Below are 24993 nucleotides of genomic sequence, written 5' to 3' on the forward strand. Positions count from 1 at the left end.
TCGCAGGTCGATGTCTCAGAATCCGTCCACGGATGTCTCAATGTGATACACGCCGTAGGCGCGACGCCGCTGAGCTGTTCCAATCACTGCAGCGAGAAACATGACGCGCGCCGTACGGGAGTGTTAAATGCCCCGACACCGACCCGGGAACTCACTGAGAGCAGCCAGAGAGCTCTACCTGGAAGTCACCAACGATCCGAGTGCCCGTCCGCTCGTGGTCGCCTCATGGCAACGCTCGATCGAGTACAAGGTGAAGTCGGGCAGCCTTGACGCCCCTTACCTGGACAACCCCAATCTGGACAGCCCCCTGGCCAGGGCGGCGCTGCCCATCCTGGACTCGCTGCACGAGCAGCTCGCCGACGACCCGGTATCCACGATGATCACAGACCGGAACGGCGTCGTGCTGTCCCGGAAGGTGTCCCACGAGGGTCTGACGACGCATCTCAACCGCGTGCGTCTGGCCCCCGGCCATGTGTTCGCCGAGCGCTACGTGGGCACCAACGGCATTGGCACCGCGCTGGCCAGCGGCCGCCCGGTCATGATCGCCGGAAGGGAGCACTACGTCGAAGAGCTGCGCGAGTTCCACTGCGCGGCCGTACCGATCCTGCATCCCACCCGGCGCACCCTGCTGGGAGCGTTCAACCTCACCACCATCCGTCAGGGCTCCGACGGCATGCTGATGGCCTTCGCCCGCTCGGTCGCGGCCCAGATCGAGGCCGAGGTCGCGGCGATCACCTCGCGGCGCGAGCGGGCTCTCTTCCAGGACTACATGGAAGCGTGCTCCTCGGCGCGCCCGGGACCCGTGCTGGCCCTCAACCGCGATGTCATCATGATGAACGAGCAGCTCAGTGCCGCCGTGACCGGGCCCGATCACTACGCGCTTCTCGACCACGCCCGTGAGATCGCCGACCATCCCCGGCTGGAGGGGACCCGCAGCATCGCCCTGCCATCGGGACGGGTCGCCGAACTCAGGGTCAGTCGCTGTCGGCGCGAGGACAGTGACGCGGGCGCCGTCTTCCGGGTCCGGCTGATCGGACGGCCCCAGCCCACACCCGCTGTCTCCGCCGCACCCGCCCGCTCCAACCTGGGACTGGTGGGCTCGGCCCCGCACTGGCTGCGCGCAATCGCCGACAGCGAAGCAGCGTTCGCGACCGGCACATGGCTTCATCTCTTGGGTGAAGTCGGCGTCGGCAAGAGGACACTGGCCGAGGCCCTGCACCGGGCCCACGGCACCGGACGTCGACTGAAGGCGCCGGAAGCACCGCTGTCGGGCTCACCGGCCGTCACCGAGCGCTGGCTGCACGACATCCGAGAGCTGCTTGTCGTGCCGTCCAACGTGGTCCTCCTGAGCGATGTCCACCTGTTGGGCGACCAGCTGCGGCAGCGGCTGACGGACCTGCTGGTGCGGCTGGAGGGCAGGGCGACCGGGCAACTGGTCATGACTAGCCAGCCGTCGATGGTCAGCGCCGACGACGAGCTCGACCAGCTCTGCGGCGCCTCGGTGGAGGTGCCCGCCCTGCGTCACCGCTATGGGGACACCGAACACCTCGCGCGGTTCTTCCTGCGCAAGTACCGGCCGAGCGGTGAGAGCAGGTTCTCCCCGGATGCGCTGACCATGCTCCAGCGATGCCCCTGGCCGGAGAACGTCCGACAGCTGGAGTCGGTGATCCGGGGCCTGGCTCGGCGGCCTTCGGGCCGGATGATCCACGTGGAGGACCTGCCGCCGGAATGCCGGGTGTCGTCGAACAAGGTCCTCACGACCATCGAGGCGCTGGAGCGCGACGCCATTCTGCGTGGGTTGATGGACCGCGACTCCAACGTCCAGCGCACCGCGCAGGACCTCGGGATCTCCCGTGCCACGATGTACCGCAAGATGCGCCGATACGGGATCGTCCCGTCGAACCTGACGTGAGGGGCCGCTCCTGCACGCAGGCCGTGACATGCGGCGCCTTCTGTCGTCTAGTAGGACTCCGTTAGGTCTGCCTCGGTCTTGATGTTGTATGTGGCCTGCTGGGCTGGGATTGGTGGCAGGTGGTGCAGATACCGTCCAGCACCTCAGGATGTCCTGGAGGGCGTCGAGGGTCTGGTAGAGAGTGAGCCCGGTGCGCGAGCTTTTGGGGTCAGACGCTGTTCGGTGAGGAACGCGTGGGCGGCGGTCACGAGGGTGACGTGGTGGCGCCAGCCAGGCCAGGAACGGCCTTCGAAGTGGTCCAGGCCCAGGCCGTGCTTGAGTTCACGGTAGTCGTGCTCGATGCGCCATCGGATCTTGGCCAAACGCACTAGGTCTGCGATGGAGGTGTCGGCCGGCATGTTGGACAGCCAGTAGTCAGTGGGAGCCTCGGCGTCGTTCGGCCACTCGACCAGCAGCCAGCAGTCGGGCAGGACCCCCTCCCACCAGCCCTGCTCGGCCGAGGCAGCAGCCCGGATCGGACGCTCGACGGCGTTACCCGCGGGGCGGACACGCACGGCAGCGAAGCGGGACCGTAACTCTCCCCGTGAGCCCTGCCGCCAGGTGAGGGAGGTGAATGACTCCTGCCCGAGGCCGGCGGCCAGGGCTGCCACCGAGGGTGCGGGGTGGCGGTAGCGGGGCTGGGGCCAGCAGCCGACGGGGCCATTGCGGTCCGGGGCCACGGGCTTCGCGTCGAAAGGGTGAGCGGAGACGTCCGCGCCGATGGCCAGCACATAGCCGATTCCGCGGTCGGACAGTGCGGCCCGCAGATGGGCGTTGGTGCCGTAGGCGGCGTCGGCCACCACGACGGGCGGCGTCATGCCCCACGTGGCCAGTGTGTCGAGCATGTCCAGGGCAAGCCGCCACTTCTCCCGGTGCGTGACCTCGGGCGGGACGCGGGTGAGGGCCCGGCGGTCGGTGTCCGAGGACCACTCCTTGGGCAGGAACAGCCGCCACTGCAGCGGGCAGAATGCGGTATTGGTGGCAGCGTGGACGCTGACCGCGACCTGGCAGTTGGCCCGCTTGCCCAAGGCCCCGCAGTACTGCGGAGCCACAGCGACCGACATTCTTCCGTCCTTGGGCACCGACACATCGTCGATCACCCAGGCCGCCGGGGCGATCAACGGCAGCATCCGTTCGCAGATCCGACGCTGCACGGGAACCGGGTCCCAGGTGGACTGGTTCACGAACTGCTGCAGGTTCTGCTCGTTGCCATCCGGCAGCCGAGCGGCCATGGCCTGGATCGACTTGCGGCGGCCGTCCAGCATCAGCCCCCGCAGGTAGCAGTCGTCCTTGGCCCGCTTCGGGGGTCAATCGGCCCAGGCGTCGTTGCCGTCGGCGCCGGTGGTAGGTCCGCTCGATCCAGGTGACGATCGCGATCCGCAACTCCTGGCGGGTGGCCCAGACGCGGCGGTCGAGGACGTTCTTCTGCGGCAGTGCGAAGAAGGTCTCCATTGCGGCGTTGTCGCCGGCGGCCCCGACCCGGCCCATTGAGCCGACCAGGCCGTGCCGGGTGAGGACGGCGGCGACCTTGCGGGACCGGAATTGCGATCCGCGGTCGGAGTGCACGATGCTTCCCGCGGCGGGGCCGCGGCGGGCGACGGCGGACTCCAGCGCGGCCACCGCGAGGCGGGACTTCATCCGGCCGTCGATGGAATAGCCCACGATGCGGCCGGAGTACACGTCCCTGACCGCGCACAGATACAGCTTGCCCTCGCCGGTCGCGTGCTCGGTGATGTCCGTGAGCCACAACCGGTTCAGCCGTCCGCGGTGAAGTTCCGCCGCACCAGGTCACCGTGGACCGGTGGCCCGGCTTTGGCGTTCTTCCCGCGGCCCCTGCGTTTGCCGAAGACACTCCACCAGCCGTTGTCCCGGCAGATCCGCCAGGCGGTCCGCTCGGCCATCGCCTCACCGGCGGCGTGGGCCTCGTCGAGAAGGAAGCGGTGCCCGAACTCGGGATCGTCGCGGTGCGCGTCGAACAGGGCGTTGGCCCGGTATGCCTGGGCAAGTTCGGCGTCGGTGGCAGGCCGGGCCAGCCACCGGTAGTAGGGCTGGCGAGCCAGCCCGAGCACCCGGCACGTCACCGCCACCGGCACCCGGTAAGGGACATCGGCGGCGGCCAACTCGCGGACGAGCGGGTACATCATTTTGCCGGCAGGTTCGCCTGCGACAGATACGCCGCAGCCCTCCTGAGCACCTCGTTCTCCTGCTCCAGCAGCCGGATCCGTTTGCGGGCCTCGCGCAGCTCGGCCGACTCACCCGACGTCGTTACCGGGCCTGGCGCCCTCATCGGTCTCGGCGCGGCGCAGCCACTTCGACAACGTGATCGGGTGGACCCCGAAGTCAGCGGCGATCTGCTCCAGCGTGACGCCGGGCTCGCGGTTGCGCGCGACCCGCACGACGTCCTCGCGGAACTCCTTCGGATACGGCTTGGGCACTGCAACATCCTTCCAGGCCGCCTCTCAGCAAGCCAGGTCAGGTGTCACCCAACCCTGCAGCAGTCCCCGGTGCAGCTTCGACCGAGTGACTGGCTCCGGCACAGCCGGCGGACGGCCAAAGCCCCAGCTCAGCTACCACTGCCACGTCCGTCAAGCACGCCATCACGGCTGGTCACTCAGCCTGAACTGCACCTAAGCCGAAACAGACATTGACTGACCTACCGCCCTCTAAGTGTGGCCTACAGCAACCTGCGATGTAAGGAGTTCTTAATTAAGGATCGGTAAGACGGGATTTCACTGATCCCACGCATCTGGCCCGCCGCCCCGCCACTCGATCCAATTCGCCCGGACCACATCTAGGTCGTCTGCGCCCTCGAGGCCGGCCGTCTGCAGGAACGCGACGATGTCCCGCAGCCGGAACGCGCGTCCGAGGATCTCCCCGTCGAGCCTCACCGTGCGCCCGCGGTCCTCGTCGGGCGGGTAGACGACAACTCGTGCTGCCATACCTCCAGGGTGTGGGTGCGGGCATCCGGTTGCATGTCGGCAGAGCGCGCCCGCCCCTTGGTCCAGAGGCGGGCGCCGGCTTGTGCGGCTAGCTGGCCTTGGCGTGCTCGCGGAGTTCGTGGACGTTGGCAGCGGTGAGGGTGCCGTCCTGCTGTTCGTAGTGGGAGAGTGCGAGGCCGAGGCCGAAGAAGGTGGGGGCCCATTCGCCTACGAAGATGCCCCAGCGGTCGGCACGGGCGACGTTGACTCCGGGTTCCATCTTGAGGCTGCCGATCCAGGCGGCGACGCTGAGGCCTATGGAGGCCATGCCGGCCATGTAGGCGTGTTCGCTTCGGACGCCCATTTCGTGCATCTTCTTGATGATCATGCGATGGTCTCCGTTCCCTGGGGTTCAGCGAAGCGAGTCCCCGACCGGCATGGCCTTATTCACCCTTTTGTCCGCATTTGCCTGCTGCGCGTCATCCGTGCCACTCATAAGCTTGATGGTGCTCGGGGTCATTGCGGAGGACTGCCATGCCCCGAACCATTTGGAGCGGCGCCATCTCGTTCGGGCTGGTCACGGTACCGATCAACGTGGTCAGCGCGACCGAAAACCACAGCATCAGTTTCCATCAGTACCACCTCGAGGACATGGGCCGGGTCCGCTACCGCAAGGTGTGCGAACTGGAGGACCGCGAGGTCACCGAGGACGAGATCGGCAAGGGCTACGAACTGACCAAGACGCAGGTCATCCCGATCACGGACGAGGAGCTGAGGCAGCTTCCGCTGCCCACGGCGAAGGCCGTCGAGATCGACGCGTTCGTACCGCTGGAGTCCATCGACCCCATTCGGATCGCCGAGGGCTACTACCTCCAGCCCGCCGGCCAGGTCGCGGCCAAGCCGTACAAGCTGCTCGTGCAGGCCCTCGGCCGCTCCCACAAGGTGGCCGTCGCGAAGTACGCCTGGTCGGGACGCGAACGCCTCGGCCTGCTGCGGGTTCGGGACGACGTCCTCGTGCTGCACGCCATGCGCTGGCCGGACGAGATCCGCGACCCCGCCGAGCTGCTCCCGCCCCCGGTGGCGGTGACCGACGAGGAGATCGAGGGCGCGCTCGCCCTCATGGAGACGATGACCGTCGACGAGCTCGAAGGCGAGGAGTTCCAGGACCGCTACACCGAAGCGATCGCGCAGATCATCGAGGCGAAACGCGAGGAGAAGCCACTCCCCGAGGCGCCCAAGCCGGAGGAGCCGGCCCAGGTGCTCGACCTGATGGCCGCACTGAACGCGTCCGTGCAGCAGGCCAAGGCTGGCCGCGGTGAGCCAGCCGAGGATGCGGACGTGCACGAGATGCCGAAGTCGAAGAAGAAGACGACCACGAAGAAGCAGCCGGCCAAGAAGCCCGCGGCGAAGAAGGCTGCCGCGAAGAAGACGTCGGGGCGCCGCCCGCAGAGTGCCTGAGGCGCGACAGGCGTAGGGCTATCGCCCACGCACCCCAGAGGATGTCAGATGACGCGCCTGCCGCGCCCGGGAACCTAGCGTCACCCATCCACGTAGCCCAGCGCGGTGTCCGGCCGGCACTGCGGGCAGGCAGCGACACCCTCGGCGAGGGCCCGCAGCGCCTGGTCGCGCGTGACGCCCTTGCTGCCCTTGCCCGCGTTCCAGCAGGGACCTTCATGGACGTACACGGGGCTGTCCCGGTTGAGGGGCCCTGCTCGACGGCCCAGTCGGGAGCGGGCGGCCGGGCGGCGAGGCCTCGCTGCCGCTCCGTCTCCCGCTGCGCGGCTGCGGCGGTCTGCTGCCGAACCCGGCCAAGGCTCAGGGTGAGCCAGGTCTCCAGAGTGCGGAGACGTGGCAGATCAGGCGGCGGGGCGTTCACGTGTTCGATTCTATGGTGGCGGGCGTGAACGGCGACAACGACCCCGGCCGCTGTCCCGTGCCACTGGATCTTGACCGTTTGCCATCGGACTTTGACGGACGAGTTTGTGTCATCGGAGTTTGACCTGCACTTATGTGCAGTTCCTCGTAAACGTGTAGGTCAGAGCCTTGCGATCGTCATGCAGGCTGCTCGATTTGTGGGGACGGGGGGGGGTCAGGAAGGCTTGACTGCCGAGACCGGGGTGACGGTCACCTTGTTGTCGCACTCGGCCCACACCCCGTCGTTCAGGGCGACCTGGTGCTTCCCGGAGTGCGGCAGCCCGATGACCATCGTCGGATACGTCACCGGGTCCTTGCCCGACACGCAGTAGCCGTCGGCCTCCCCCTGGACCTGGACGAAGGTCAGCTTCACCCACGCCTTGCCGTGCGGCCGGACCGTCACGGTGGCCGCCCTGCCGGTGGGGGTGACCTTGAGCGGGGTGTTGTGGGCGGGGGAGCCGTTGCCGGCGCCCGCGACTGTCGGATGGCCCTTCAGGACGCACGTCCTCCGGGAGACGTTGGTGAACTGCACGACCGCCGCCCCGGTCCCGGTCCCGACGGGCCGGTGGACGGCCTGCCAGGCGCTGACCTGGAGGGCGGAGGCCGGGCAGGCGGGCGGCGGGGTGGAGGTGGTGGTGCTCGCCGCCATGGCGGTGCCGGGCAGGATGCCGGTCACCGCCGCCGCGACGGCCGTGACCGCCGTCGTCGCCAGAGCCGCCCTGCGAATGCCGTTGCTGTGACGCATGCTGTCGTCCCCCTGAGTCGTCTCGTCCGCGGGTTTCGGTCGTCGGTTGTTGCCCCGCGGTACGCGTGGTCGTGGTACGTGAGTGCAGACAGGGCGGAAGAGCGGCAGGGTTCCGTGCGGCGACTACTTGTGACGGAACGGTGACGACAGGCTGCACCCGTGCAGATGGCCGTCAGGGCAGACAGAAGCACCTCCAGCGCGCCACCGGTTTTACCACGCCCCCGGCGCGCACCGAAGGTGCGCTGAGTCGCTGACCTGCGGTGATCAAACTCCGATGACACAAACTCGCGTCCGTCAAAGTCCGATGGCAAACGGTCAAGATCCAGTGGCACGGGACACCGGCCGCTACCACCTCACCCTGTCCTCCCGTGGCCGGGCCGGTACAGCACGGCTGGTGGGCGAACGAGGAGACGGCGTGCGACAAGTTCCGGCGCTGGGCCGGCGCGGTCGGCAAGATGCCCGAGCCGCGGGTCACCCTCGTCGACGAGGAAACCGACACGCTGGCCACCTGGCCAACCGAGCCGTAATCCCACCGGCTACTCGACGGTCGGATCTTCCTGGGCGTGCCGGACCGCCCGCTTCACGGCCTGCTCAACCTCGTAGCGGCTGGCCTCGGTCGCTTCAGCGTGCGCGGTGATCGCCGCCTGGACGGCTTCCGCCGCGGCGCGCCAGCAACGCCACTGCCCGTCGTACTCGTCGCCGGTCAGGCCCGCGAGGCGGGCGCGTTCTTCTTCGGCGGATCGTTCCAGCCTGATCAGCTCGTCTGGGATGTCTGCCACATGCACGGATCCTAAGCGGCTGTTGTCGGGCGTCGACCATCGGACTTACCGCCTGATCGGGTGGAGCTGCTGCTGCACTCCGGGCGCGTCGTCGATCGCAACCGCTACGCAGGTCACGACCAGTTCGTGACCTGCGAGAGGACACCTGTGCGCTTCGCTCGTACCGCCGCCACGGCGGCCGCCTTCGTCGCCCTGCTCATCCCCACGACCGCCCACGCCGCCCCGGTCGACGAGGACTCCGGCGACACGATCACTTCCCCCGTACGAGACGCGCTCGCTCGACTTCCCGTCCGCACCGAGGACCGGACCGGGTACACCCGGGACAAGTTCAAGCACTGGACCGACGCCGACAAGGACGGCTGCAACACAAGAGCCGAAGTCTTGAAAGCCGAGGCCGTCATCCCGCCCGAGCAGGGCCCGAAGTGCACCCTCACCGACGGCGAGTGGTACTCGGCCTACGACGACCGCTACATCCGGGGGCCCGCGGCCTCGACGTCGACCACCTCGTCCCCCTCGCCGAAGCCTGGGACTCCGGCGCCTCCGCCTAGACAGCGAAAGAGCGGGAAGCGTACGCCAACGACCTCGGCGACGACCGGGCCCTGATCGCCGTGTCCACAGCCGTCCGAACCCGGTCGCGGCTTCGGGTGAGCAGGTTGTGCGCAGAGCGGCGCGGTGCCGGGCTGGCACGGGTTCGGCCCGGCACCTGGGTGGCGTACCAGCCCCAAGGGAGGAGAGTGCTCACTCTCCCTCAGCTCGGGCAGATCAGAAGACCCAAGAGCCCTGGCCAACCTGGCCGGTGTTGATGTCCAAGACCTCTACAGAGAGCTTGTGTACTCCGTCGTTGTGGTACTCCGGCCACGTGTTCACCCCGCCTGACCAGCCGGTGTGCGTCATGCCGCCCGTCTGGGTGTTCACCTGCCACAGGTCCACCTTGCACTCGTTGGCGGGCCCGTCGACGTGACCGTAGGCGTACATGGCAGAGTAGGGGAGGATGTACGCATGGCAGTTGCCGGCGAACGCATCCCCGCCCAGGCTGGCTGCTGACGCTGCGCTGGCCGAGACGGCGACGAGGCTTGCTGCGGCAATCCCTGCCATGGCGAACTTGATCGTGCGTCCGATTTCCACGGTTGCTCCTTCGGAGATAGTGACGGGTAAAGGGGCGTATGTGTCTCGTATTTCCTTGACGGACACAGCGCCGTTCCGGTGTTGTGCGTCCCCATCGTTTCGGTTTGGCCCGCGCGCGGGTAGCTTTCTCCGTGTAGTGCAAAAGCCCTGGTGAGGGCGTCAAGACCATGGGGGGTAGTTGATACGCATTCACCTAGGGTCGGAGGGCCTGGGCAATGTCAGGATCTGTGGTATTGCTGACTTCGACGCGGAGTTGACCGCTGCTGGGCGTGCCCTTGCCGGTGGCGGGCAGGCGCGCCTACCGCTGGCCCAGCTCTACTCTCGCGGCACCTCCCCAGACCTCGCTGAGGGTGTCGACCCCATGTACTTCTCCCACTTGTTCGCGCGGCGCCGGCCGACGCCGTTCACCAAAGCCCTGGCCGAGGGAGACGAACGCGCCTACAGCGTCCTGGCCACATCGGTGGACCGTCTGCGCAGCGCAGCGGTCGACCCGCACCGCTCGATGATCACCTCGGCGGTGGCGGCCCGCGCCGCCGACTTGTCGCACCTCTACGTGGCTGGCGGTGCCTCGGCGATGCTGTACCGGCTCGGACACGACATCGGGTTCCGCGCTGGCGTCGTGGAGGTGCCGACGGCTTTCGAAGCAGACCTTGGGCTCGGCGAGCGATCACTCCAGATCCAGCCAGTGGCTCTCAGTCGGCGGGTTACCCTGGCTGAACCCGCCAGCGATCACCTGACCATCCGGATTCCTGCCGGCGCCCCTCCACGCCTTGAGCCGGACCACATGGCCGCGCTCCGATCCCTGCTGGGCGACGGCAGAGCGGAGGTACTCGCAGCGATCGTCACGTCCGGGGGCGTCACCGGACGGCAGTTGGCCTCGCTGCTCGGAGTGTCAGACGCCGCGGTCAGCCGTTACGCCGCCGTGCTGCGGCAGGCGGGCCTGATTCGGACGCTGCGCATGGGGCAAGCCGTCAGGCACATCGCGACACCCCTTGGCCACCACCTGGCACAGCCGTATCGATCTCCGTTGTAGTCGCGACACTTCCAAGCCTCTGACCTTGGTCGTCTGCGTTCGGAATCGGGGTCGTCGGGGTCGGCGGCCGGTGCTGCGGCGGGCAGGACGGGCGCGGGTTCGGGCGTGGTCGACTTGGGCAGGGGCGGGCCGCCGCCGTCGCCGGCGTGGACGCCGGACATCGCCCACTCGCGGGCTTCAGCGTGGGCGAGGTTCAGCACCTGCGTCTTGTGGACGCGGCCACCGAGGACGACCTGCACGCGGCCGGGGTGCCGGGTGGGGGCGGGTGCCTGGTGGAGGAGGTCAGCGTCGCTGACGGGCAGGGGCCGGCCAAGCCGCTGGGCAAGGTCGCGGTGGAGGCGAAGTGCAGCGCCGTCACCCGTGGCGGCGTGGTTCCGCCAGGTGGCGAGGACTCACCTGGGATGGGTGCCAGCCGACTTCGAGCTTCACGGAAACGAGATCTGGAACGGCACTGGCCACTGGAGCTCCCTGCCGCCCGCCGGACTCATCGCCGTGTACGAGGACTAGGGGGATCCTTTGCGCACTCGTCTTGCTGCCTGCGCCGTGGCTGTCGCCGTCGCCGGCGTCTTCTTCAGCGCGCCGTCCGCTTCCGCGGTGACGCTGCCCTCCACCAACACCGCTCACCACTGCATCCACCACACCACCGGGGTGTGCGGCTGGACGCACCACAAGAAGCCCGCGGACAAGTACGAGACCGCGAAGTGCAAGGACGCTTCCCTGTCCTACTCCCGGCACTCGCAGGGCACCTGCTCCCACCATCACGGCGTCCGCTACTGGTTCAAGTAGCACACTGCTGAGGTGGCCTCGTGCAGCACGAGGCCACCTCAGCGGGCTCTTTAGAGGTCGTTTTCTCCCGATGTTTCATCCCGGAATGGGTGTTTGATCCTGTGGTTTCGGGTCCCGCCAGGAGATAGTTGCTTCGCCGGTGAGGCGGCGGGCCATCAGGTCGGTCATGGCCAGCTGGATCATGGCTTCCGAGCGGGCGGGCAGGGTCTCGTAGTCGCGCGCCAGGCGGCGGTGGAACATCAGCCAGCCGTAGGTCCGCTCCACGGTCCAGCGCTTGGGCAGCGGGCTGAAGCCCTTCTTTCCGGGCGTGCGTTGGACGATTTCCATGTCGATGCCGAGGCGGGCGGCGTGCTCGACGAGGTGCTCTCGGTAGCCGCCGTCCACCCAGACCTTACGGATGGTGGGGTGCGCGGCGGCCACCTGGTCGATCAGGTCGGTGCCAGCGACGGAGTCCTGCACGCTCGCCGCGGTGACCAGCACCGCCAGCAGCAGTCCGAGCGTGTCGGTAACGATGCTCCGCTTGCGGCCCACGATCTTCTTCGCCGCGTCCGTCCCCTGGCCTGCGCAGCGGGCCAAAGGCGACTGCTACCTGCAGGGACTGATGCTGGACGGCCGCCGCAAGTCGATCCAGGCCATGGCCTCGCGGCTGCCGGACGGCAACGAACAGAACCTGCAGCAGTTCGTGAACCAGTCCACCTGGGACCCGGTGCCGGTGCAGCGGCGGATCTGCGAACGCATGCTGCCGCTGGTCAACCCGACGGCCTGGGTGATCGACGACGTGTCGCTGCCCAAGGACGGAAGAATGTCGGTCGCCGTGGCTCCGCAGTACTGCGGAGCCCTGGGTAAACGCGCCAACTGCCAGGTCGCGGTCAGCGTCCACGCCGCCAGGGACACGGCCTCCTGCCCACTGCAGTGGCGGCTGTTCCTGCCCAAGGAGTGGGCGGCTGACACCGACCGCAGGACCGTCACCCGCATTCCGCCCGAGGCCGGGCACCGCGAGAAGTGGCGGCTGGCTCTGGACATGCTCGACACGCTGGCCGACTGGGGCATGAGGCCGTCGGTCGTGGTGGCCGACGCCGCCTACGGCACCAACGCCCACCTGCGGGCCGGCCTGGCAGAGCGGGGAATCGACTACATGCTGGCCGTCCGCGCGGACGTGACCGCCCACCCATTCGACGCCCAACCGACAGCCCCGGACCGCAAGGGCCCTGTCGGCTGCTGGCCCCAGCCCCGCTACCGCCACCCCGCACCCTCAGTGGCAGCCCTTGCCGCCGACCTCGGGCAGGAGGCGTTCACCTCCCTCACCTGGCGGCAGGGCTCGCGCGCGAGTGCCGCGACCGAAGCACGGGACCACGGTCTTACCGAGCTGAGGGTGCGTGCCGAGATGGCCCTGCAACAGACCGATCCGGACTCCCTGGGATGGACCCGACTCCGCCGTGCAGTGGTTCTCCCGCGGGGGCTGTTCAACTGGGCCCGAGCACACATCGACGCCGCCCCAGACCTGCGAGACGCCCTGTGGCGAACCGCGCAAGACACCCATCCGGCGATGCGCGAGCACGCCGACGACCCGCACGCGCTGGAAGGTCTGCTGCGGATTCCGCGCACGCGTATCAACACCGCCGGCCCCGTCCAGGTCACCCCACCCGTCGACGCCGACGATAACCATGCCGTCGAATTGCAGGTCCTCGCGATGGACCTGCTCGGGCACCTCACCGCCGATCAGCTCGACCATCCACGAGCGCTTCCCACCCCACGAGACCGAATTCATCACCGCCCTGGCCCACGGCACCGTCCTGCCGGAGCCGCGCGCCCGAATCCTCGCCGACGCCTTCGGGTACTTCTGGCTGGGCGAGCTCGACGCGGCGGCGTGCATCGCCCTGCCTCAGGTAGAGCAGATCCTCAGACAGCTCCTGCGCTCCCGAGTCCCGATCATGTCCGTGGCGAAGGGGAAGACACCCGGCACCGTCGACCAGCTGGGCGGACTCATCCGCAACATGCCGGACGCCGGATATCCCGCGGGCTGGAGCCGCGCCCTGGAGCTTCTCCTCGTCGACCCCGACCGCGGCATGAACCTGCGCAACAACGTCTGCCACGGCCTGATCGACACCCCGCCCAAGCACCGCGTCGCGCTCATCCTCCAAGCGGCGCTGTACCTGCTCAGCCACGCCCACGGACATCGAACCCTCACCCCGCCCGTCCCCTGAGCGTCCAGCAAGGCTGAGCTCAAAAGGGCAGCACGACACCGGCATCGCCGGGAGGTGACTTCGTACGCCGTGATCGATCAGCCAGTGTCCGCGCGGGACACGGGCTTTGACCCGCATCAATGCGGGGCGGCGCTTGCCCGACGCCCCTCGGGCGATGTCCTCCCGCGCGGCGCCATGATCTACGGTAATTCGCATCAGCACCGATTAGTTCAGCAACGGGGAAGTACACACATGCGCAAAACAGCAACCCTCACCATCAGTCTGCTCGCGGCAGCGGCCCTGGTGACCGGATGCGGCAGCGAGAAGAAGGACGCCCGCCCGGCCAAGGCGGGCGAGGCCTCACCGAGCGCCTCGGCGACCGGCGAGGCAAAGGGCTCGTCCTCGGGGAAGAACGGCGTTCCGCACCAGGTGGTCTTTGAGGTGGGCGGCACGGGCCCGGCCAAGGTCATGTGGATCGGGAACACCAACCACTTCGAGGAGGTGACGCTGCCCTGGACGAAGACGGAGTCAGTCCAACTGGAGGGCGCCGAGCTGAAGGTCGGCGTCACGGTGTCGGTGGTGCCCGGCTCGATCGAGGGCCCGGACGGGATGCTCAAGCCAGCCCCGTGCACGATCAAGGTCGACGGCAAGCAGGTCGCTGACAATCAAGACGGCAAGTCGGCCAAGCCCTGCGAATACAAGCTCAAGCACTGACAGCCGGCCCTCTTACATACGCGTCGCCACGTTCCGGCAAGGCGTTTACTGCTCCACCGCACCGTCGAGCGGATGCCCGCCCGACGGTGCGCTGAGGCCGGCCACCTCCGCCCCTCGGGCATACAGGATTCGAGGAACCATGCCCCGCGGTACGACGGTTGCCCGCTGGCACCGAGTGAGAGACTCCTCAGCAGCGCAGGAATGGGCACGGTCTGGCGCACCAGAGACCTCCACGGGTAGCGCGCCGGCGAACCGCCTGACGTCCAGCAGCCGCATGCCATATCGCCGCACTGACCTGCGCCTAGACCTTGCCCACGTTCCGGCGCGGCAACAGAGGCGGGCACGTCTGCCGCGGCAACCAATGTCGTCGCCTGCGCGTCGAACACCACATGGAACGCGAATGGCTCTACTCGCTCATACCGTTGCTGATCGGCGTGAGCTTCCTCTGTGCTGGCGTGTATGGACTCCGCCGCGCCAGCGCGCTGCGACGCACCGGAATCACTGCGGCAGGCCGAGTCGTGCGGCACGACACTAGGCGAGACGACGACGGAGCCAAGTACCACCACCCCGTCGTAGCCTGGACGACCCGGGACGGCCGCGACTGCACGTACCCCTCCAGCTTCGGCCGCGGCACAGTTCTCCACGGCTACGGCATCGGCAACTCCGTCACTGTCCTCTACGACGAGAAGAACCCCCGCCGCTTCGAAATCCGAGGCTGGGACAACCCGTCGATCTACCGGGTATTCACCATCGTCGGAGCGGCGCTCACAGCCGGCACCCTGTCGGTCCTCCTGGTCCTGCTGATCACTGCCTGATCACCTGCGGCTTCCGCAGGAACCCGGAGGTCCAGGCGCCACCGAGCACGTGCACAAAACTCGTCGGCTTCCACTGTCACACCGCACGCATTTCACACACCTGTAGCAGGTGACAGCGGATCTCACGCGGGAGTTGCTCGTGACCCAAATCCTGACCCCGTACACGCCCCGACAGCAGTGGGCCTTCACACGACCGATACCGATCTTGACCCGGTCGCCCTTCGCCAGATGGCCACGGGTGAGTCCGGAGAAACCGCCCGAGCCGAGCTCACCGACTCCGAGCACCTCATCCCGATGCCCACGCCCGGACAGGCCCGAGGCGAGGCACGGGTCTTCCAGGCGCTCATCGCCGCCTACGGCCGCCACCGCCCCACCCTCACCGGCGGCCCGTTCGGCATCCGCAGTCTCACTCCCCGCACCGACGAACTGGTGGTGAGGATCGCGCCCTCGCAGCTGGAAAGGTGGATCGACGGTCTCGCCTACCGGCAGAGCGGATCCGGCGTCGCAGGCCTGCGCTGGGCCGGCCACCGAGACGGGATCGTGCTGACGCTGCCCGGAGCGAGGATGCTCCTCGCCGACATCAGCGAGACCAACTGGCGTGCTGCACTCGGACGCCGCTCCGCCGACCAGAGCAGCCTGATGCTCGGCTGGCCGCTGCGGCGGGCCGCCGAACGCTTCCAGGTCTCACCGACCACGGCTCAACGGTGGGCGAACCGCTACCGCCTGCTCGGCGAGGCGGGCATGACAGACCGCTCCAGCCGGCCCCACCACAGCCCTGGCCGCACGCCGACCCGCACCGAGCGACGGATCATCAAGGTCCGCCTGAGCGCTGGTGGGGACCGGCCCGCATCGCGCACTTCCTGCACCTGGCGCCCTCGACGGTGCATCGCTTCCTGACCCGCTACCGCCTGGCCCGCCTGTCCCATCTCGACCGGGCCACGGGCCGCATCGTGCGCCGCTACGAACGCGCGGCCCGGCGAACTCATCCACGTCGACATCAAGAAACTGGGCAACATCCCCGACGGCGGCGGGCACAAGGTCCACGGCAGAGCCCAGGGCGGCCGCAACAGCTCCGCGCACCGCGACCCCACCCGGCCCCGCACCCGCCACGGCCGTCCCAACCTGGGCTACAACTACCTGCACACCGCCGTCGGCGACCACTCCCGCCTCGCCTACAGCGAGATCCTCCCCGACGAGGGGAAGGAGACCGCCACCGGCTTCTGGCAGCGGGCCCACGCCTTCTTCGACCAGGCCGGGATCACCGTCGAGCGGGTGCTGACCGACAACGGCTCCTGCTACCGCTCACGCGACTGGCGCGACGAGCTGACCCGGGCAGGCATCACGCACAAGCGCGCCCGGCCCGACCGGCCGCAGACCAACGGCAAGGTCGAACGCTTCAACCGCACCCTGCTGGAGGAATGGGCCTACGCCCGCCCCTACCGGTCCCAAGCCGAGCGACGGGCAGCATTCCCGCAGTGGCTGCACACCTACAATCACCACCGCGGACACACCGCGCTGAAAGGCCAACCACCCGCCAGCCGCGTCCCCAACGTCCCGGGACAGCACATCTAGAACGGCGTCAGGGTCAGCCGGATCCCGGTGGGTGCGGTGTCCTGGATGTAGGACGCGAAGTCGGCGACGTCGTCGAAGGCGAAGCCGTAGGCCTTGCCGTCCTGTGTCGCCGCGTGAACGGCCTTCGCGTAGTGGTTCGTCAGGTCGGTCCGGTAGAAGGCCGATGCGTCGGTGACCGGCTGGGCGGGGTTGCTGAGCAGGGTGGATCGGTTGAAGCCGGCGCCCAGGACGGCGGCGACAGGACCGGTGGTGCCGTCGTTCGGGGCGGCGAGGTTGCCGTCGCAGAACAGGACGTCGCGGGTGGACGGTTTACCGAAGGCGACCGGGGCCGGACCGTCGAAGGTGAACTTGTCGGCGCGTACCCGGCCGGTGAAGGTGCCCGCGTTGGTGGTGACCGTGAGGTCCTTGCCGGTGTAGGTGCTCCATACCTGGTCGATGTACGGGGCGAAGTAGTCCTTGGCGAACAGGCCCGCGTCGAGCCCGTGGCCGGGAGCGATGACGCGAAGGTCGTCGACGACCAGGGGGGCGAACTCCGCGACCTGCTTGACGGCGCTGAACACCGCGGCCCGGCCGCCGTCGCGCAGGGTGCCCGTGGTCTGGTCCTTGGCTCCCGTGAGCCGGATGCTCATCGGCACGCTGAACATGTCGACCATGGTCGTGTTGCAGAACATGCCCGAGGCGTTGTGGGTGAACTCGGCGCAGTCGTGCAGGACGCGGTAGTTGGGGTCGGAGGTCACCCAGCCGGCGGGGTACTGCAGCGCCGCATTGCCGTTCCCGTCCGCGACGGCCTTGAACTTCAGTTTCTCGCCGAGCGACACGTAGATGCGGCCGGACATGCGGGGCAGCGCGAGGTCGGCCTCCCCGCTCGCGGGCAGGGAAAGGGCGTAGTCGGTGAAGCCGTCCGCGCCGTTGTCGGACAGCGATATCGGGGCCAGAGTGCCGTCAGGGGTGACCCGGACCTGCTTGCCGTCCTGGTTGCCGACGATGTAGACGTGCACCGAGGCGTTGTCGAACGAGCCGCTGTTGTTGACGATCGTCAGCGGGAGCGCCCCTGCCGCTGCGGCCTTCGTGCCGTTGTCCGTCGTACCGGCGAGGGCGTGGGGAGCCAGGGCCGCCGCGGCGGGCGCCGCTATCGCCGCTCCGCCCAGGGCGATGAGCAGCTTGCGGCGGCTGAGACTGCGCTGGTGACGTGGTGTCATGTTCTTGCGCCTTTCCTTGGTGCGTGTGCCTCGTGGAGGCGAGTGGGGGGTGGGGTGGGGTGGGGTGGGGTGGGCCGTCCGCCATGCGGGGTCAGCCCACGGTCCACTTCTGGTTGACGGTGCCGCCGCAGGTCCAGATCTGCAGCCGGGTGCCGTCGGCCGCCGCATTGTCCTTGGCGTCGAGGCACTTGCCCGCACCGGTGTTGGTGAGGTCGTGGGCGGAGGTGTAGGTCCACTGCTGGGCCCTGCTGCCGTTGCAGCCGTAGAGCTGGACGGGGGTGCCGTCCTCGGTGGAACCGCCGCGTACGTCGAGACACTTGCCCAGCGCGCGGAGGGTGCCGTCACTGCCCAGCGTCCATTTCTGGGCGTCGACGCCGTTGCAGTCGTGCAGTTGGATCGGCGTCCCGTCCGCCGCGGAAGCGCCTGCAACGTCGACGCACATTCCGCCGATGCCCTTGATGGCGCCGCCGGCGCCGGTCGAGCCGGTCGAGCCGGTCGAGCCGCCCGCGTCGGAGGTCGAGACGTGGACGTAGTCGACGGTCATCGTCTGCGGGAAAGAAGTGGCCGAGTCGGGGCTGCCGGGCCAGTCGCCGCCGACGGCGAGGTTCAGGATGAGGAAGAACGGATGGTCGTAGACCCACTTCTTGCCACCGAGGTCGGACGGCGTGCGGGTCTCGTAGGCGTGGCCGTCCACCGACCAGGTGATCGCCGCCGGGCTCCAGTCGACGGCGAAGACGTGGAAGTCGTCGGCGAACGCTTTGCCGTCCGGAAGGGTGTACGCGGCACCGAGCCCGCCGGAGCCGGAGTAGCCGGGGCCGTGGATGGTGCCGTGGACCATGCCGGGCTCCTTGCCGACGTTCTCCATGACATCGATCTCCCCGCTGTCGGGCCAGCCCGCGCTGGGGAGGTTGTCGCCGAGCATCCAGAAGGCCGGCCACACCCCCTGGCCGCGGGGAATCTTGATACGGGACTCGAAGTGGCCGTACGCCTGGGTGAAGCCGCGGGCCGTGTTGAGGCGGGCCGATGTGTACTGGCACGTCCCGTTCCAGCACTGCAGCCCGGAGTCGGTGTTCTTGCGCGCTGTGATCACCAAGTGGCCCTGGCCGTCGAGGGCGGCGTTCTGGTTGCCCGGTGTGTAGTACTGCAGCTCGTGGTTGCCATTGCCCGAACCGCCGGTCTCGAGCTTCCACTTGGTGGGGTCGGGAGCGCTTCCCGCACTGCCGTCGAAGTCGTCGGACCAGGTCACCGCGGTGGGTGCGGCGCTGGCCCGGTTCGCCCCGGAGCCGGTCGTCGTGATGAGGAGGACGGTGACGAGTGCGGCGGCGACCAGTGAGACCAGTCCGCCGAGCGTCCACCGCCGAGCGCGATGAGCTGCCATGGCTGGGATGACACCTTGTCTGTGGGGGGTGCAGGTGGTTCCGCCCGTACGGCGGACCGCGAACGAGGAGGCAGATCGTTCTGCTTGAGAGCGCTCTCTCGGCTGCGGTGAGCCGTGGGGGGATCCCGATGGTACGCACGGCCGTTGCCTCGGCCAACTTGTGCAGGGTGCCATCAAAACCCGCTGAACTGCGGTTACTTGAGGAACGAGCCGAGACTCAAGAACGCTTAAGAAGCGGTTAAGCCTCACTTAAGAAGAGCGACTCTCCGGGACCACCCGCCGGAATGGTCAATCCCGTTGATGTGGCGGCATTCGCGCACAAGGGCCGCGGCCAGCCCGCAGACGGGGCCGACAGTGCAATTGAGACAGGAGACGCTTCGTCCGGCACGGGGAAGCGACCGGCTCGGCCGGCCCCGCTCCCAGCCTGGCTCGTTCGCCCGCGCATCCGGCATCGGCGGGGTGCGGCAGCACCTTCCCAGCACGCGAGGCTGGTGTCCTACGCGCGGACGAGCCGCTCACCCGTTCAGGGCAGGCAGAGGTACACCTTGATCGGCGTGAAGTCCATCCACAACCGTCCTGCGGTCCCATGTCGTAGCCACAGGTGCCGGTCCCGTTGTACCCGGTGCACAGCTTCGCATGAGCGCCGCCGTACTGGTTGTTGAAGATCCAGTGCTTGTTGTACTGACCGCTCAAGTTGTGCGCGCCGTAGCTGTAGTAGACGTGGGTGGGCGTCGACGAGAGGGGTGCACCCTCGGCGTACAGACAGACGGCTCCGTCCGGGCAGTTGTACCGGGTCACCTCCGCCCTGGCCTGAGCAGGACCGACCGCCATCACCACCGCCGTCGCGGCTCCCAACGCCATTACCAGGACGCGGCGACGGACGCCGAGGGAGCGATGGCGGCGGGCGCTGCCTGGGCGGGAGTGCTGAGCGCGAGGCGTGGCCTTGGTGCCAGCACGGATTGGCCGGGACGGGGCCGGCGCAGCTGGTCCGCCCGGCGGCGCGCCCTGGGAACTAAGACGTGGTCTCATTTGGTGAGTCTGCGGTAGCAGATGAGGCTGCAGGCGATGGCTGTGAAGGCCAGGCAGTGTTCGGCCTTTCGCTCGTAGCGGCGGTGCAGGCGACGGCAGCCGGCCAGCCAGGACATCGTGCGCTCGATCGTCCAGCGATGCCGGCCAAGCCGTGTGGATGACTCGATTCCCTTGCGGGCGATGCGGTGCCGGATGCCGCGCTTGCGTAGCCATCGGCGCAGGTGGTCGCAGTCGAAGCCCTTGTCCGCGTGCAGCTTGGCGGGCCGTCGTCTGCGCGGGCCGCGGCGGGAGCGGATCGGCGGGATGCCGCGCACCAGCGGCTCGAGCGCCTGGCTGTCGTGCAGGTTCGCGCCGGAGATGCCGACAGCGAGGGGTAAACCAGTCCTCTCGGTGATCAGGTGGATCTTCGAGCCATTCTTGCCGGGCTACGTCGCTGTATTCGCCGAAGACATCGTCGCGTCCTACCAGCAGTTCCTGAACCACCGCCGATCCCAGAGGCCAGAGGACGAACACCGCGAGGTCACGGCGGAGGAGTGGGCTGACTTCGAGGAGCACTTCGACAAGCGCAAGGTCGAACTCGGCAACTGCGCCCGTCCCTACGATCAGGCTGTCGGCACGAACACGCCTGCATCAGATGCCCGATGCTGCAGGTCAACCCGACCACGTGGGCTCCCGGTGCTGCCGCAGCCAGTTGCTGCGCGGCTGAGGGGCCTCCTTCCGTCAGCAGCCGGAAGCCCGACCCGACCGGATTGGAGCAGTCGAGCAGCACCTTGCCCTCCAGGGCCGCGTGCAGGTCCCGCGCCACACCTACTCCGGCCCCGAAGGACAGCGCGGCCAAAACCACCTGGCCGGACTCGGCCGCCGCGCGCAAACTGCCAGGCTTCGCGCTGCCTCCGATGCGCGTCGCGAGCCGCTCCGCCTTGTGTGCGTCCCGCCCCCCGATGGTCACGTCGTGCCCGGCCCGCACCCAGTGGGTGGCGAGCGCGTCGGCCATGTTGCCCGTGCCCAGTACGCCGATTCTCATCACGTGGTCCCTCTCCGTGCCTCTTCGACCGTTCACACCGACGCTAGAAGGCCGTTCGGGCACCATTTGGTACGTGACGACCGACGCCTTCCTCGCCGACTGCCGCGCCCGCCTCGCCTTCGACCTGCTCTCCAACACCTGGAACGCCGTGGTGCTCTGGGCACTGCGCGACGGTCCCAGGCGCCCGGTCGAATTACGGGAGCGGATCGAGGGCATCAGTTCCAAGGTCCTCACCGAGACTCTGCGCCGGCTGCAGTTCAACGGACTGGTCGACCGGCAGGCAGACCCCGACGCGCCATCACGGGTCGAGTACCAACTCACCGCTCTGGGACGGACCTGGCGCCCATCGGCGCCGTCGGCGCATGGGCCTTCGAGCACGGCGATGAGGTTATGGCCGCCCAGGAAGCAGCATGCACTCCTGACCCGCAGTCCCCTCGTCCAACTTGCTAGACGGGTCAACAGCGTGAACGCAGACGTCGCCAGCAGATGAGTGCACATCCCAGGGCGAGGAAGGCTTCGTGGATGTCGTCGCGGATCTCCCAGCGGATCCGCAGGCGGCGGAACCAGTGCAGATGGGCGAACCGATCCGGGACCCGGCGTCCTTGAAGGGCGAGTGCCGTACGCCGGGCCGCATCCACGCTGGAGAACGTCATGCTTCGTGATCGGGGTCGAGCACCACCCTGAACCTGTTGCCTTCCGGATCCGTCATTAGGGCTTCCATGGGATCATGGAGTTCCACCAGAGAGGCGCCCTTGGCGATCAGCGTCTGAACCTCTTCGGCGACCGTTCCGACGAGGACAGTGACGACGGGCAGCACAGCCGGAGACTCCGCTTCCCCAACGCTGTACTCACCATGGCCCGGGATGCTGCCCCAGAACTTGATCATTTTCTCTGGGTCTATGGCTTCAAAATGAATGTGCATGCTGCTGCCTCACTTTCATCTGCGCAGCCGAAACCGGAAACGGCCTACCGGACCGATCCGGCAGGCCGTTGCGGGTGAACGGGGCTTCAGCAGTCGATCACGGTGTTGTGCCAGTCTGCGATACCGGGTTCGCCGAAGCCTCCGTGGTACTCGACCTGAAGGGTCACCTGGGTGTTGTACGTCTCCTTGTGGCCATCATGCACGCACTTGAGACCCGGGGTGGTGTAGTGCCCGCTACACTTGGTCCACCCGCTGTCCTTGTGCTTCACCGCGTGCCAGTATCCGCCGTCGTACGTTTCGTACCGCTGGAGGTCGACCTGGGCGCGGCACTTGTCGGGCGTCGGAGTCGAGGAGCCCGTGTAATGGCCCTGGGCGTACAGCGGGCCGTTGTGGGTGACCTGGAAGGGCTTCTCACCCAGGAACGTGCACCACACGGCCACGTTGGCAGGGCTCTTCGCGATGGCCTTCCCTGTGCTGCAGGGTGAGGCCGAGCCGGTCGATGACGTCGTGGAACAGGGCCCGGTGGTCTTCGACAGTGCCGGCGGACGGCTGCTGCCCGGTGTGGAACAAGGTGAACACCCAGCCGGATTCGCCGGTTCGGGCCAGGTCCAGGATGAGGCCGCCACCCGCGTCATCCGTGAAGGAGCGGTGCGCGACGCTCTTCGCCGCGCCGGGCCCTCGGTGCGGGGCGTGACCCGTTCGGCGAGGGCGAGTTCGTCCGGCTCGGTCCGCACCTCCGCCGGCTGCTTGGCCAGCTGCTGGGGGCCTCGCCGCGCATGGGTGGGACTCGCGCACAATATCGGGCTGGGCTGTTCGGTGGTGCGCTGCTGCGGGTCCGGGTGCAGGTGCGGGTGGACGGCCTCGAAAAAATTCTTCGCGGTGTGAGGCAACGGTCCGGACGGCTCATGGACTCCTTTTGACATCTAGGGAGGTGCCCATGGGGGATCACAGACAGGCCCGGAGCGAGGACTTCCAGGACTTCGTGGTCGGTCGCTGGCCGCGGCTGATGCGCACGGCATTTCTCCTCACGGGGGAGCAGCATGCCGCGGAGGACCTGGTCCAGTCGACGCTGGAGCAGGCCTTCGTGGCCTGGCGCAGGGTTGGCTCGGCCGACGATCCGGAGGCGTACGTACGGCGCGTGATGATCAACGCGCATGCACGCAGACACAGAAGGCGGCTGAAGGAGTTCCTGGCGCCCAGGGACGTTTCGGGGCTGGTTCGCGAGGTGCCCGACACGGGCGACCGGATCACGCAGGCTGACGACCGCAACACGTTGCTGGCGGCGCTGGCTCAACTGCCTGTGCGGCAGCGGCAGGCGGTAGTCCTCAGGTATTGGGAGGACCTGACGGAGACACAGACGGCGGTGGCGATGGGCTGCTCGGTCGGCACCGTCAAGAGCAGTGCGGCCAAGGGGATCGCCAAACTCCGCGCCGCACCGGGACTGGCCGAGACGGTGACACGTGGAGGGCGTAAGTGATGGACGAGAAACGGGAGAAGTACGACATGACACAGGCGGACATCGCCTTCCTCCTCGCAGATGCCGCCGGCGGGGTCGAGATCGGCACAGCCCCGGTGGAGGCAGTGATGCGAGCAGGCCGGCGCCGCAAAGCACGCCGCTGGGCGGTGGCGGCGGCCACGGCGGTGGTGCTGGCGGGGGCGACGGGGACCCTGGCATACGCCGGGCTGCCCGGTGGGCATGGGGGGCGCGGAGCGCCCGCGGCCACGCGGCCTGCGCCGCCGACGCGGGAGGCGGGTGTGCCGGAGTGGGCGGATCTGAGCGGCGGCAAGTACGAGGGCAAGGCGTGGCAAGTCGGTGTTCAGGTGTGGCCCGCCCCGCACAACGAGAGTGAGGCCGCTGCGCAATGGGACGCAATGGGCAACTTCGGGTACCGGCCTGAACGCGTCACCCGCTACACCGATCTCATCGGCAAGACCTCAGTCTCGGCGATCCTTGCCGACGGGGAAGGCCGAGGGAAACAGGTGCTGTTCAACAAGCTCCCTCCAGCCACGGGCACGCAGTCCGGCCTCACCCTCTTGGCCCAGGTGCGGACCCCCTTCACGCTGGTGATCGGCGAAGCGGCCAAGTCCGCCAAGGAGATCACCTGCCATTGGAAGGACGGCGACAGCTCGGTGGCACGCAGAGGCGAAGAGACGTACTCCATCGACGCCCCGAATGCGGCTCTGCGACCTGCCGCTGCGTACTCCGGTGCCAACTGGTTCGCGTGCGCAGCGCCGAAAGGTACGGAATTCAAGTCTGTGGAGGTGACGAAGTAGCAGCCGTTCACCCCGGGGCTGCCAGCACGTCAGGATGTTTGACCAGGCACTGCCGAACGGGGCTCACCGCGAACGTGCCTGGGGGGGCCTGGTGAGGAAGTGAGCGCGAGGGGCGCATGCTGCCGACGCGAGACCAACGCGTGATCAGAGGAAAGACCGGCCAAGGGAGGGGTGCCCGAGGGCGTCGACGGCGCTCTCGTCATTCCTGATCCGCGGCCGGACCGCGCTGGGCCCAGAGCGCCGTACCCTTCCTTCCAGCAAGTCGCTCCGGCCTCGATCCCCGCCTGGCCGCGGGCCGGGCCGGAGCCCGCATCGCCGGCGTTCTCGGTGGTCGATGCGCTGCCCGAGCCCGATGTCCCCGCGCCGCGGGTGGTCGGCGTCGACGAGTACGCCACCCGCAAGGGCCGCCACTACTGCACCATCCTCGTCGACATCGAGACCCGCCGCCCCGTCGATCTGCTGCCGGACCGGGAGGCGTCCAGCCTGGCGGCCTGGCTCGCCGAGCGGCCGGGCATTGAGGTCGTCTGCCGCGACCGTGCGCCGTTCTTCGCCGAAGGCGCCTCCGCCGGCGCCCCGCAGGCCGTCCAGGTCGCGGACCGGTGGCACCTCTGGCACAACCTGAGCGAGGCCGC

At 68.4% G+C, this 24993-nt stretch carries 21 protein-coding genes and 10 pseudogenes; 15 read left to right on the forward strand and 16 right to left on the reverse strand.

All coding sequences use genetic code 11. The features are described from left to right. The first annotated feature begins 127 nt into the window (after positions 1-127). The gene (locus tag ACWGJM_RS43280) at positions 128-1912 is read left to right on the forward strand and encodes a sigma-54-dependent Fis family transcriptional regulator (protein ID WP_453417267.1); all 1785 of its coding nucleotides are present in this window, start codon (positions 128-130) and stop codon (positions 1910-1912) included. Positions 1913-2055: 143 nt separating this feature from the next. Here the strand turns inward: ACWGJM_RS43280 and ACWGJM_RS43285 are convergent. The 4 genes and pseudogenes from ACWGJM_RS43285 to ACWGJM_RS43300 all read right to left on the reverse strand — a co-directional run. Then, positions 2056-3252 (reverse strand): annotated as a pseudogene (locus ACWGJM_RS43285) (IS701 family transposase); the annotation flags it as partial. A gap of 1 nt (position 3253) precedes the next feature. Beyond that, positions 3254-4386, reverse strand: a pseudogene (locus ACWGJM_RS43290) (IS3 family transposase); the annotation flags it as partial. A gap of 294 nt (positions 4387-4680) precedes the next feature. Then, complete coding sequence (locus ACWGJM_RS43295; RefSeq protein WP_453417268.1) at positions 4681-4890, reverse strand: hypothetical protein; 210 nt, start codon at positions 4888-4890, stop codon at positions 4681-4683. A gap of 88 nt (positions 4891-4978) precedes the next feature. Next, entirely contained in the window at positions 4979-5257 is a 279-nt protein-coding gene (locus ACWGJM_RS43300) for a hypothetical protein (protein ID WP_453417269.1), read from the reverse strand. Between the two features lie 146 nt (positions 5258-5403). Between ACWGJM_RS43300 and ku the strand changes: the two genes are divergently transcribed. Further along, a complete protein-coding gene (ku, locus tag ACWGJM_RS43305) occupies positions 5404-6327 on the forward strand; it encodes a non-homologous end joining protein Ku (RefSeq protein WP_453417270.1) in 924 nt (307 codons plus the stop codon). Between the two features lie 80 nt (positions 6328-6407). On the opposite strand, the gene ACWGJM_RS43310 is transcribed toward ku, so the two are convergent. Both ACWGJM_RS43310 and ACWGJM_RS43315 read right to left on the reverse strand, forming a co-directional pair. Then, positions 6408-6554: a DUF6233 domain-containing protein gene (locus ACWGJM_RS43310; RefSeq protein ID WP_453417271.1), complete on the reverse strand. Its 147-nt coding sequence runs from the start codon at positions 6552-6554 to the stop codon at positions 6408-6410. Positions 6555-6958: 404 nt separating this feature from the next. After that, entirely contained in the window at positions 6959-7528 is a 570-nt protein-coding gene (locus ACWGJM_RS43315) for a DUF4232 domain-containing protein (protein ID WP_116152629.1), read from the reverse strand. Positions 7529-7896: 368 nt separating this feature from the next. On the opposite strand from ACWGJM_RS43315, the gene ACWGJM_RS43320 reads away from it, so the two are divergent. Then, entirely contained in the window at positions 7897-8055 is a 159-nt protein-coding gene (locus ACWGJM_RS43320; protein WP_453417272.1) for a hypothetical protein, read from the forward strand. Positions 8056-8064: 9 nt separating this feature from the next. On the opposite strand, the gene ACWGJM_RS43325 is transcribed toward ACWGJM_RS43320, so the two are convergent. Next, on the reverse strand, positions 8065-8307 hold the full coding sequence (locus ACWGJM_RS43325; RefSeq protein WP_453417273.1) for a hypothetical protein: 243 nt from the start codon (positions 8305-8307) through the stop codon (positions 8065-8067). A gap of 60 nt (positions 8308-8367) precedes the next feature. Between ACWGJM_RS43325 and ACWGJM_RS43330 the strand changes: the two genes are divergently transcribed. Continuing rightward, positions 8368-8910: a hypothetical protein gene (locus tag ACWGJM_RS43330; protein ID WP_453417274.1), complete on the forward strand. Its 543-nt coding sequence runs from the start codon at positions 8368-8370 to the stop codon at positions 8908-8910. 159 nt (positions 8911-9069) lie between these two features. Here the strand turns inward: ACWGJM_RS43330 and ACWGJM_RS43335 are convergent, their stop codons facing one another. Next, positions 9070-9432, reverse strand: a complete 363-nt coding sequence (locus ACWGJM_RS43335; RefSeq protein WP_453417275.1) for a hypothetical protein — start codon at positions 9430-9432, stop codon at positions 9070-9072. Positions 9433-9793: 361 nt separating this feature from the next. Between ACWGJM_RS43335 and ACWGJM_RS43340 the strand changes: the two genes are divergently transcribed. Together ACWGJM_RS43340 and ACWGJM_RS43345 are read left to right on the forward strand one after the other, a co-directional pair. Then, complete coding sequence (locus tag ACWGJM_RS43340; RefSeq protein ID WP_453417276.1) at positions 9794-10465, forward strand: MarR family transcriptional regulator; 672 nt, start codon at positions 9794-9796, stop codon at positions 10463-10465. A gap of 543 nt (positions 10466-11008) precedes the next feature. Beyond that, positions 11009-11251 carry a DUF3761 domain-containing protein gene (locus ACWGJM_RS43345; RefSeq protein ID WP_453417277.1) on the forward strand — a complete coding sequence of 81 codons (243 nt, stop codon included), beginning with the start codon at positions 11009-11011 and terminating at the stop codon, positions 11249-11251. 75 nt (positions 11252-11326) lie between these two features. On the opposite strand, the pseudogene ACWGJM_RS43350 reads toward ACWGJM_RS43345, so the two are convergent. Then, a pseudogene (locus ACWGJM_RS43350) lies at positions 11327-11815 on the reverse strand (transposase); the annotation flags it as partial. On the opposite strand from ACWGJM_RS43350, the pseudogene ACWGJM_RS43355 reads away from it, so the two are divergent. The 5 genes and pseudogenes from ACWGJM_RS43355 to ACWGJM_RS43375 all read left to right on the forward strand — a co-directional run. Next, positions 11763-12629 (forward strand): annotated as a pseudogene (locus ACWGJM_RS43355) (IS701 family transposase); the annotation flags it as partial. The pseudogenes ACWGJM_RS43350 and ACWGJM_RS43355 sit on opposite strands and share 53 nt — an antisense overlap. A gap of 553 nt (positions 12630-13182) precedes the next feature. Then, entirely contained in the window at positions 13183-13455 is a 273-nt protein-coding gene (locus ACWGJM_RS43360; protein WP_453417278.1) for a DUF4209 domain-containing protein, read from the forward strand. 231 nt (positions 13456-13686) lie between these two features. Further along, complete coding sequence (locus ACWGJM_RS43365) at positions 13687-14148, forward strand: hypothetical protein (protein ID WP_453417279.1); 462 nt, start codon at positions 13687-13689, stop codon at positions 14146-14148. A gap of 518 nt (positions 14149-14666) precedes the next feature. Continuing rightward, a complete protein-coding gene (locus ACWGJM_RS43370; protein ID WP_453417280.1) occupies positions 14667-14963 on the forward strand; it encodes a DUF3592 domain-containing protein in 297 nt (98 codons plus the stop codon). A gap of 564 nt (positions 14964-15527) precedes the next feature. Then, positions 15528-16535, forward strand: a pseudogene (locus tag ACWGJM_RS43375) (IS481 family transposase). Here the strand turns inward: ACWGJM_RS43375 and ACWGJM_RS43380 are convergent. The 4 genes and pseudogenes from ACWGJM_RS43380 to ACWGJM_RS43395 form a co-directional block, all read right to left on the reverse strand. After that, positions 16532-17734 (reverse strand): glycoside hydrolase family 64 protein, encoded by a 1203-nt coding sequence (locus tag ACWGJM_RS43380; protein ID WP_453417281.1) that lies wholly within the window; start codon positions 17732-17734, stop codon positions 16532-16534. The pseudogene ACWGJM_RS43375 and the gene ACWGJM_RS43380 overlap by 4 nt on opposite strands. Before the next feature lie 91 nt (positions 17735-17825). Continuing rightward, positions 17826-19112 (reverse strand): ricin-type beta-trefoil lectin domain protein, encoded by a 1287-nt coding sequence (locus ACWGJM_RS43385; protein ID WP_453417282.1) that lies wholly within the window; start codon positions 19110-19112, stop codon positions 17826-17828. Positions 19113-20137: 1025 nt separating this feature from the next. Then, positions 20138-20563 (reverse strand): annotated as a pseudogene (locus ACWGJM_RS43390) (IS5 family transposase); the annotation flags it as partial. A gap of 236 nt (positions 20564-20799) precedes the next feature. After that, a pseudogene (locus ACWGJM_RS43395) lies at positions 20800-21165 on the reverse strand (NADPH-dependent F420 reductase); the annotation flags it as partial. A gap of 73 nt (positions 21166-21238) precedes the next feature. Here ACWGJM_RS43395 and ACWGJM_RS43400 point away from each other — a divergent pair. Beyond that, positions 21239-21615: pseudogene (locus ACWGJM_RS43400) on the forward strand (winged helix-turn-helix transcriptional regulator). A gap of 5 nt (positions 21616-21620) precedes the next feature. Here the strand turns inward: ACWGJM_RS43400 and ACWGJM_RS43405 are convergent. The 3 genes and pseudogenes from ACWGJM_RS43405 to ACWGJM_RS43415 all read right to left on the reverse strand — a co-directional run. Next, positions 21621-21743 (reverse strand): annotated as a pseudogene (locus ACWGJM_RS43405) (IS5/IS1182 family transposase); the annotation flags it as partial. Positions 21744-21814: 71 nt separating this feature from the next. Then, the gene (locus ACWGJM_RS43410; protein WP_453417283.1) at positions 21815-22087 is read right to left on the reverse strand and encodes a VOC family protein; all 273 of its coding nucleotides are present in this window, start codon (positions 22085-22087) and stop codon (positions 21815-21817) included. Positions 22088-22173: 86 nt separating this feature from the next. Beyond that, positions 22174-22527, reverse strand: coding sequence for a hypothetical protein (locus ACWGJM_RS43415; protein ID WP_453417284.1), 354 nt, complete (start codon positions 22525-22527; stop codon positions 22174-22176). A 497-nt stretch (positions 22528-23024) separates the two neighbouring features. On the opposite strand from ACWGJM_RS43415, the gene ACWGJM_RS43420 reads away from it, so the two are divergent. The 3 genes and pseudogenes from ACWGJM_RS43420 to ACWGJM_RS43430 all read left to right on the forward strand — a co-directional run. Continuing rightward, complete coding sequence (locus ACWGJM_RS43420; protein ID WP_453417285.1) at positions 23025-23564, forward strand: SigE family RNA polymerase sigma factor; 540 nt, start codon at positions 23025-23027, stop codon at positions 23562-23564. Beyond that, a complete protein-coding gene (locus tag ACWGJM_RS43425) occupies positions 23564-24361 on the forward strand; it encodes a hypothetical protein (RefSeq protein WP_453417286.1) in 798 nt (265 codons plus the stop codon). Before ACWGJM_RS43420 ends, ACWGJM_RS43425 begins: the two co-directional genes overlap by 1 nt. Before the next feature lie 366 nt (positions 24362-24727). After that, a pseudogene (locus ACWGJM_RS43430) lies at positions 24728-24993 on the forward strand (ISL3 family transposase); the annotation flags it as partial.

The sequence above is a fragment of the Streptomyces sp. NPDC054834 genome (assembly GCF_053611185.1).